Genomic DNA, 8,977 nt, shown 5'->3' with positions numbered 1-8,977 from the left:
CCGTACGGCCCTTCGCTCCGATCCCGGAGGGCGCCGCACCGGCGCCGGTCCCGGCAACCGACCCCAGGGGCGCGGGGAACTGCGCGACCAGCCACAACGGCGCGCAACCGCCCGTACGGCCCTTCGCTCCGATCCCGGAGGGCGCCGCACCGGCGCCGGTCCCGGCAACCGACCCCAGGGGCGCGGGGAACTGCGCGACCAGCCACGACGGCGCGCAACCGCCCGTACGGCCCTTCGCTCCGATCCCGGAGGGCGCCGCACCGGCGCCGGTCCCGGCGGCCGACCCCAGGGGCGCGGGGAACTGCGCGACCAGCCACAACGGCGCGCAACCGCCCGTACGGACCCGGCCTTCGAGGGGCCCCGCGTACCGCACCCGAAGTACGCGACGCCACCCCCGTACTCCTCGGGGATGGCCAGGGGTTCACCCCAGCGTCGGCATCGCATACCGGCCCGGCCCCGTACCGTTGAAGGCATGGATCTTCGACCCCCCGGCCTACGAGCCCTGCTCCGGCGGCCGCGACGGCTTCTGTCCGCCGCGGCCGCCGTCGTCGTGCTCGTCGGTGCCGGAACGTGGACGGCCGTCGCCTCCGACGACCCGTCCCCGGTGCACCGGTCCGACAAGGTCATGGCCGTCGACGGAGTACGGCTGGACACCTCGTTCTTCACCACCCCCGGCACCGGCCGCCGCCCCGCCGTCCTGCTCGCGCACGGCTTCGGCGGGTCCAAGGACGACACCCGCGAGGAGGCGGAGGACCTCGCCCGCCACGGCTACGCGGTCCTCACCTGGTCCGCCCGCGGCTTCGGCAGGTCGACCGGCCGGATCGGCCTGAACGACCCGAAGGGCGAGGTCGCCGACGTCTCCCGGCTCCTGGACTGGCTGGCCGCACAGCCCCAGGTCCGCCTCGACGGGCCCGGCGACCCCCGCGTCGGCATCGCCGGCGGCTCCTACGGCGGCGCGATCTCCCTGCTCGCCGCGGGCCACGACCGGCGCGTCGACGCCATCGCCCCGTCGATCACCTACTGGAACCTCGCCGACGCCCTGTTCCCGAACGGCGTCTTCAAGAAGCTGTGGGCCGGGATCTTCTTCAACACCGGCGGCGGCTGCGCCCGGTTCGAACCCGACCTGTGCGCGATGTACGACCGGGTCGCCGAGACGGGCCGCCCGGACGCGGCCGCCGTCAAGCTTCTGGAGGAACGTTCGCCCTCGGCGGTCGGCAGCCGCATCAAGGTCCCCACCCTCCTCTTCCAGGGCCAGACCGACTCCCTCTTCACCCTCGCCCAGTCCGACGCCGCCGCGAAGGCCATCCGGGCCAACGGCGCCCCCGTCGACGTCGACTGGATCGCCGGCGGACACGACGGCGGCGACCTGGAGACCGGCCGCGTCGAGGGGCGCATCACCTCCTGGTTCGACCACTACCTGAAGGGCGACCGGGCCACCGGCACCGGACCCGCCTTCCGGATCACCCGCACCGGAGGCGTCGACTCCACCGACGGCACCGCCCGGCTGCGCGGCGCCACCTCGGACACCTACCCCGGCCTCGCGGACGACCCGAAGTCCATCCCCCTGACCGGCGGCACGCAGCGCGTCGAGAACCCCGCGGGCGCCACCCCGCCCGCCGTCTCCGCACTGCCCGGCCTCGGCGCCGCCGGCGGTCTATCCCAGCTCTCCTCCCTCGGACTCGGCGTCTCCCTGGACTTCCCCGGCCAGTACGCCCACTTCGACTCGGCACCGGTCGCCGACACCGTGCAGATCACCGGCTCACCCACGGCCACCGTCCACGTCACCTCGACGAGCGACGACGCCGTGCTCTTCGGCAAGGTGTACGACGTCGGCCCCGGCGGCACCCGCAAGGTGCTGCCCGCCCAACTGGTCACCCCGGTCCGCGTCGAGGGAGCGAAGCAGGGCAAGGACGTCACGATCACCCTCCCGGCCGTCGACCACGAGGTGCAGAAGGGCCACCGCCTGAGCCTGGTCCTCGCCTCCACCGACCTCGGCTACGCCTCCCCGGCCGCCCCGGCGGTCTACACCGTCTCCCTCAAGGGCGCCCTCACCGTACCGACCGCGCCCGGCGTCGACACGGCCGCCGCCGCCCTGCCCGGCTGGGTGTGGTGGCTGCCGCCGGCCGGCGCGCTCGCCGCCCTGGTCCTGCTGCTCACCGGCCGCCGCCGCACCGCCGTCCCGGCACCGGACCCCGCGCTCGCCGGAGTCCCGCTGCAGATCACCGGCCTGAGCAAGCGCTACGCCGGCTCCACCGACCGGTACGCGGTCCGCGAGCTGTCCTTCCGCGTCGAGAAGGGCCAGGTCCTCGGCCTGCTCGGCCCGAACGGCGCAGGCAAGACCACCACCCTGCGCATGCTGATGGGCCTGATCACACCGGACGACGGCGAGATCCGGGTCTTCGGCCACGCCGTCCGCCCCGGCGCCCCGGTCCTCTCCCGGGTCGGTGCCTTCGTGGAGGGCGCAGGATTCCTGCCGCACCTGACCGGCCGCGAGAACCTGGCGCTGTACTGGCGGGCCACCGGCCGCCCGGCCTCCGACGCCCACCTGGAGGAGGCCCTGGAGATCGCGGGCCTCGGCGACGCCCTGGCCCGCGCGGTCCGCACCTACTCGCAGGGCATGCGCCAGCGCCTCGCCATCGCGCAGGCCATGCTCGGCCTGCCGGACCTGCTCATCCTCGACGAACCGACCAACGGCCTCGACCCGCCGCAGATCCGCGAGATGCGCGAGGTGATGATCCGCTACGCCGCCGCGGGCCGCACGGTCATCGTCTCCAGCCATCTCCTCGCCGAGGTCGAGCAGTCCTGCACCCACCTCGTGGTGATGGACCGCGGCCGGCTGATCCAGGCCGGTCCGGTCGCGGAGATCGTCGGCTCCGGCGACACCCTGCTCGTCGGTACCGGCGTGCCCGTGGAGGAACCGGTGGTGGAGAAGGTGGCCGCGCTGCCCGGCGTCGCCTCGGTCACCCGCGCGGACGACGGACTCCTGGTCCGCATGGAGCCCGGCGGCAGCGCGCCGCGCCTGGTCGCCGAACTCGTCCGGCTCGACGTGCCGGTGGCGTCGGTGGGCCCCCACCGCCGCCTGGAGGACGCCTTCCTCACCCTGATCGGAGGTTCCGCATGAGCACGCTCACCGAGGTCGCCTCCGGCTATCAGGCGGGCCGCACCCTGCCGCTGCGCGTCGAGCTGGTCCGCCAGCTCAAGCGCCGCCGCACGCTGGTGATGGGCGCGATCCTGGCCGCGCTGCCGTTCGTGCTGCTGATCGCGTTCGCGGTCGGCGGCCGGCCGGACGGGCGCAACGGCCAGGTCACTCTGCTGGACACCGCCACCGCCTCCGGCGCCAACTTCGCCGCCGTCAACCTGTTCGTGTCGGCGGGATTCCTGCTGGTCATCCCGGTCGCCCTGTTCTGCGGGGACACGGTGGCCTCGGAGGCCGGCTGGTCGTCCCTGCGCTACCTGCTCGCCGCGCCGGTGCCCCGGGCCCGGCTGCTGTGGTCCAAGCTGGTCGTCGCCCTCGGCCTGAGCCTGGCCGCGATGATCGTGCTGCCGCTGGTCGCGCTGGCCGTCGGCACCGCCGCCTACGGGTGGGGCCCGCTGCAGATCCCGACCGGCGGCGAACTCGGCACCGGCACCGCGGCACAGCGCCTCGCGATCGTGGTGGCCTACGTCTTCCTGTCCCAACTGGTCACCGCGGGACTCGCGTTCTGGCTCTCCACCCGGACGGACGCCCCGCTCGGCGCGGTCGGCGGCGCGGTCGGCCTGACCATCGTCGGCAACGTCCTCGACCAGGTGACGGCGCTCGGCGACTGGCGCGACTTCCTGCCCGCGCACTGGCAGTACGCCTGGGCGGACGCCGTACAGCCGCACCCCGAGTGGTCCGGCATGATCCAGGGCACCGCGATCTCCGTGACGTACGCCCTGGTCCTGTTCGCCCTGGCCTTCCGGGGTTTCGCCCGCAAGGACGTGGTCTCCTAGGTCACCGGACGATCTCCCTCCGGCCACGAAACCCCTGGTCCGTGGCCGGTTCGCAATCCATCCGCAACGCTCCGTGCCGCACGTTCCGCCCCCCTGCGCCGTCACAGTCGACGCAAGCCACAAGGCCAGCAAGGCGACTTGGACCGGCACAGGGGGCACACATGACGGACCGACACCGGATACGGCGGCGCGGCGCGGGGGCGCTGCTCGCCCTGACCACCGCGGGCGCGCTGCTGCTGACCGCCTGCGCGGCGGACGACGGCGCGCACTCCTCCACCGACTCCAAACGCGGCATCGGCCTCCCCGCCCCGGCGCCGGACCGGCCGCAGCACGAGGACTCGGCGACCGCCCCGTCCTCCGACCGCCTCTCCACCTTCGCCCTGGACGTGGACACCGCGTCCTACGGCTACGCCCGCCGCACCCTCGCCGACGGCGCGCGGCCCGACCCCTCGACCGTGCGCGCCGAGGAGTTCGTCAACAGCTTCCGCCAGGACTACCCGAGGCCCGAGGGAGACGGCTTCACGGTCACCGTGGACGGCGCCCACACCAGCGAACCCGACTGGTCGCTGGTCCGGGTGGGCCTCGCCACCCGAACGGCCGGCGCCACCGCGGAACGCCCGCCCGCGGCCCTCACCTTCGTCATCGACGTCTCCGGCTCCATGGACGAGCCGGGCCGCCTGGACCTCGCCAAGAAGTCCCTGGACACGATGACCGAGCGGCTGCGCGACGACGACTCGGTCGCCCTCGTCACCTTCAGCGAACACGCCGAGACGGTCCTGCCGATGACCCGCCTGGCCGGTCACCGCGGCACCGTCCACCGCGCCGTCGACCGCCTCTCCGCCCTCTACTCCACCAACCTCGGCGAAGGCCTGGAGACCGGCTACGCCACCGCCGTCCGCGGCCTGCGCCACGGCGCCACCAACCGTGTCGTGCTGATCTCCGACGCCCTCGCCAACGACGGCGAGACCGACCCCGACGCACTGCTCGAACGGATCGCGGGCGACCGGCGCGAGTACGGCATCACGCTGTTCGGCGTCGGCGTGGGCAGCGACTACGGCGACGCGCTCATGGAACGCCTCGCCGACCACGGCGACGGCCACACCACGTACGTCTCCGACACCGCGACCGCCGACCGGGTCTTCTGCGAGCAACTCCCCGAGAACATCGACCTGGTGGCCCGCGACGCCAAGGCCCAGGTGGCCTTCGACCCGCACACGGTCGCCGACTTCCGCCTGATCGGCTACCAGGACCGCGCGGTGGCCGACGAGGACTTCCGCGACGACCGGGTGGACGGCGGCGAGGTGGGGCCGGGCCACACGGTGACGGCCCTGTACGCCGTCCGCACCCGGCCGGGCGCCGAAGGCCACCTGGCGACCGCCACGGTCCGCTGGCTCGACCCCGGGACCCGGGACCCGCACGAGAACACGGGCGCCATGGAGACCGCCGCCCTGCACGACGACATCCGGTCGGCCTCCCCGCGCTTCCAGGTGACGGCGGTGGCGGCCTACTTCGCCGACGCGCTGGCGGACGGCGCGTACGACATCCCGGGAGCACCGAGCCTCGCGAGCCTGCGGTCCCGGGCGTCGGCGCTGGCCAGGACGACGGAGGACCGGGACGTGTCCGATCTGGCCACGGCCGTCCGGGAGGCGGGACTCTCCGGCGCCGCGGACTGAACCGCCCGCCACGGGGCGCCCAGAACCGTCCGATCCGTTGACGTGTCCTTACTTCTGAGTAAGTTGACGCCCCATGGGCGTACGCAGCGACCTCAGACGAGCACGCCGGCGCACCGACCTGGCCGCCCGCGGCCGGGTCGACGTCGTCAGGGACGCCGACGGCGCCGTACGGGAGGTGCGCCGGGAACCCCTCGCCGCACCCCTGGCCACCGGCTCCCTCGCCGACCTCCCGTACGCCAACGCGGCCGAGGAGCCCGGCGCCACGGCTCTGCGGCGCGCGGACGGCCCGGTCACCGCCGCGGCCTTCGCCGCCGAGGTGACCGCCGTGGCCAAGGGCCTGATCGCCGCCGGCCTGGAACCCGGCGGCCGGGTCGCCCTGATGTCCCGCACCCGCTACGAGTGGACCGTCCTCGACTTCGCCGTCTGGTCGGCGGGCGGCGTGAGCGTCCCGGTCTACCCCACCTCCTCCGCCGAACAGGTGGAGTGGATCGTCCGGGACTCCGGCGCCCGGCACGTCGTCACCGAGACCCCGGAGAACACCGCGACCGTCGCCGCCGGCACCGCCGGGGATCCCGGGCCGCCGCGGATCTGGGAACTCGACGCGGGCGCGCTCGCCGAACTCACCGCGCTGGGCGCGGACATCACCGACGAGGAGGTCGCCGGGCGCCGCGGCACCCTCGGCCCCGCGTCGGTCGCCACGCTCTGCTACACCTCCGGGACCACCGGCCGGCCCAAGGGCTGCGTCCTGACCCACGCCAACCTGCACGCCGAGGCCGCCAACACGGTCGAGCTGCTGTACCCGGTCTTCCGGGCGGCCACCGGGCAGGCCGCGGCCACCCTGCTGTTCCTCCCGCTCGCCCACATCCTGGGCCGCGCGCTGCAGATCGCCTGCCTGATGGGCCGGATCGAGATGGGCCACTTCCCGAGCGTGAAGCCGGCCGAACTGCGGCCCGCCCTCAGGGAGTTCCGGCCGACGTTCCTGGTCGGGGTGCCCTACCTCTTCGAGAAGATCCACGACACCGGGCGGGCGACGGCCGAGCGGATCGGCCGGGCCGCCTCCTTCGACCGGGCAAAACGGATCGCCGTGCGCTTCGCCGAGGCCCACCTGAACAGGTCCCTCGGCACCGGAAGGGGCCCGGGACCCGGCCTGTACGCCGCACGGGCCCTGTACGACCTGCTGGTCTACCGCCGTATCCGCAGGGAACTCGGCGGCCGGATGCGGTACGCCGTCAGCGGCGGCTCCCCGCTCGACCGCGACCTCACCCTGTTCTTCCAGGCGGCCGGGATCGTCGTCTACGAGGGCTACGGCCTGACCGAGACCAGCGCCGCCGCCACGATCGTGCCGCCACTGGCGCCCCGCCCCGGCACGGTCGGCCTGCCCGTCCCGGGAACCGCCGTCCGGATCGCCGACGACGGCGAGGTCCTGGTCAAGGGGCCGGTGGTCTTCGGGTCGTACTGGAACAACCCGGCCGCCACCGCCGACGTGCTCGCCGACGACGGCTGGTTCGCGACCGGTGACCTCGGCGCGCTCGACGCGGACGGCTACCTCACCATCACCGGCCGCAAGAAGGACCTCCTGGTCACCTCCGGCGGCAAGAACGTCTCCCCGGCCGTCCTGGAGGACCGGCTGCGCAGCCGCGCGCCCGTCGGGCAGTGCCTGGTGGTCGGCGACAACCGGCCCTTCGTCGCCGCGCTGATCACCCTGGACCCCGAGGCCCTCGCCCACTGGCTGTCCGTACGGAAGCTGCCGCCGGACACCCCGCTCGCCGCTCTGGTGCGCGACGCGCGGCTGCGGGCCGAGGTGCAGAAGGCGGTCGACCACGCCAACGCGGCCGTCTCCCGCGCCGAGTCGATCCGTGCCTTCGCCCTGGTCGAGGGCGACTTCACCGAGGACGACGGCCTGCTCACCCCGTCCCTCAAGGTCAAGCGGCACGCGGTCGCCGCCCGCTACGCCGCGGAGATCGAGGCGCTGTACCGGACATGAGCCGCGGGGCACGGAAAAAGGCGGCGGGCCACCGGGAGAACCGGTGGCCCGCCGCCCGCGGAACCGCTCGACTACTGGTTGCCGGTGCCGTTCGCCGACAGGGCCGAGATGTCGTCCAGGATGTGCGACAGCGGCTCGTCGCCCTTGGCCTGGGTGGAGTTCTCGGTGCACTGCTGGTTCTGCGGCGCGGACAGGACCGGGACGTCCTGGAGCACGCCGACGGCAGCGGCGCCGACCAGGCCCTGAAGGTTCGCCTTGACCGGCAGGCCGACGCACGGCTTGTTGAGCGAGCCCTGGACCAGCGAGAGCTGCGGGCTCTGGTCGCCGAACGTGGCCGAGTTGCCGAACTCCGACTTGGCCATGTTGCCGCTGGCCGAGGAGGTGCCGTTGTCATTGCCGGTGGCCAGGGCCTGCGGGGCCGCCGTGGCGGCGAAACCGGCGACGGTGGCGGCGACGGCCGCGGTTGCCCACAGCTTCTTCATGTTCGATCCCTTTCGAAAGGCGGACTCCGGGGAGGAGCTGCGTGATCATCAACGGCCGGAACCCCACCGGGGTTGCGTGCTGTGCCCCCTTCGGAGCAGCGCAGTCCGATTAGGCGAAGAGCGCCCCGCCGCCACGCGCGCCCCGGAGAACGACGCAGGCCGGCGGGGAGCCGAAATGGCTCCCCGCCGGCCTGGAGCCCCCTCGCGGGGGCCGGAACGCGTGCGGACTACTTGTTGCCGGTGCCGTTCGCGGACAGCGCCGAGATGTCGTCCAGGATGTGCGACAGCGGCTCGTCGCCCTTGGCCTGGGTGGAGTTCTCGACGCACTGCTGGTTCTGCGGCGCGGAGAGGATCGGCACGTCCTGGAGGACGCCGACGGCGGCCAGACCGACCAGGCCCTGCGCGTTCAGCTTCGCCGGGAGGCCGATGCAGGGCTTGTTGAAGGAGCCCTGGATCAGCGCCAGCTGCGGGCTCATGTTGCCGTACGTGGCGGAGTTGCCGAACGCCTGGGAGGCGCCGTTGCCACTGAACGAGGTGGTGCCGTGGTCGTTGCCGGTGGCCAGGGCCGGCGAGGCGGCGACGGCGGTGGCACCGGCCGCGGAGGCGGCGACGGCGGCGACGGCCAGAACCTTCTTGATCACTTGCGATTCCCTTCAGGAAAAACCCCGTCCACCGGAGCCCACTGGTCAACTTCCCGCGAGCCGTTTGGTTGCTCGGATTCACTCCGATGGCCCACACGCCGGAAACCCACGGCACCGCCGCGGGACGCCGTGCCGCACGGGATTTCCGGGCCGCCGACCGGTCCGATCGGGTGACGTGCCGCACCGCCGCCGCAACCATTCCCGGCGCGGACGGTTGATGCGGGG

6 protein-coding genes are annotated in these 8,977 nt (G+C 73.8%); 4 read left to right on the top strand and 2 right to left on the bottom strand.

From position 1 onward, the window contains the following. The first annotated feature begins 472 nt into the window (after positions 1-472). The 4 genes from ACIQOE_RS05320 (at position 473) to ACIQOE_RS05305 (ending at position 7,629) form a co-directional block, all read left to right on the top strand. On the top strand, positions 473-3,121 hold the full coding sequence (locus ACIQOE_RS05320; RefSeq protein ID WP_401409733.1) for a CocE/NonD family hydrolase: 2,649 nt from the start codon (positions 473-475) through the stop codon (positions 3,119-3,121). Continuing rightward, positions 3,118-3,972, top strand: coding sequence for an ABC transporter permease (locus tag ACIQOE_RS05315; RefSeq protein ID WP_351328106.1), 855 nt, complete (start codon positions 3,118-3,120; stop codon positions 3,970-3,972). Before ACIQOE_RS05320 ends, ACIQOE_RS05315 begins: the two co-directional genes overlap by 4 nt. A gap of 161 nt (positions 3,973-4,133) precedes the next feature. Continuing rightward, the gene (locus ACIQOE_RS05310; protein ID WP_401409731.1) at positions 4,134-5,645 is read left to right on the top strand and encodes a von Willebrand factor type A domain-containing protein; all 1,512 of its coding nucleotides are present in this window, start codon (positions 4,134-4,136) and stop codon (positions 5,643-5,645) included. Positions 5,646-5,718: 73 nt separating this feature from the next. Further along, positions 5,719-7,629: an AMP-dependent synthetase/ligase gene (locus ACIQOE_RS05305; protein WP_401409729.1), complete on the top strand. Its 1,911-nt coding sequence runs from the start codon at positions 5,719-5,721 to the stop codon at positions 7,627-7,629. Positions 7,630-7,700: 71 nt separating this feature from the next. On the opposite strand, the gene ACIQOE_RS05300 is transcribed toward ACIQOE_RS05305, so the two are convergent. Together ACIQOE_RS05300 and ACIQOE_RS05295 are read right to left on the bottom strand one after the other, a co-directional pair. Continuing rightward, complete coding sequence (locus ACIQOE_RS05300) at positions 7,701-8,111, bottom strand: rodlin (protein WP_351328111.1); 411 nt, start codon at positions 8,109-8,111, stop codon at positions 7,701-7,703. Between the two features lie 227 nt (positions 8,112-8,338). Then, positions 8,339-8,752, bottom strand: coding sequence for a rodlin (locus ACIQOE_RS05295; RefSeq protein WP_351328112.1), 414 nt, complete (start codon positions 8,750-8,752; stop codon positions 8,339-8,341). Between the last annotated feature and the right edge of the window lie 225 nt (positions 8,753-8,977).

It is taken from the genome of Streptomyces sp. NPDC091282 (genome assembly GCF_044757385.1).
GTDB lineage: Bacteria > Actinomycetota > Actinomycetes > Streptomycetales > Streptomycetaceae > Streptomyces > Streptomyces gramineus.
The sequence above is the reverse complement of the archived record's forward strand: the minus strand, read 5'-3'. Positions and strand labels throughout refer to the sequence as shown.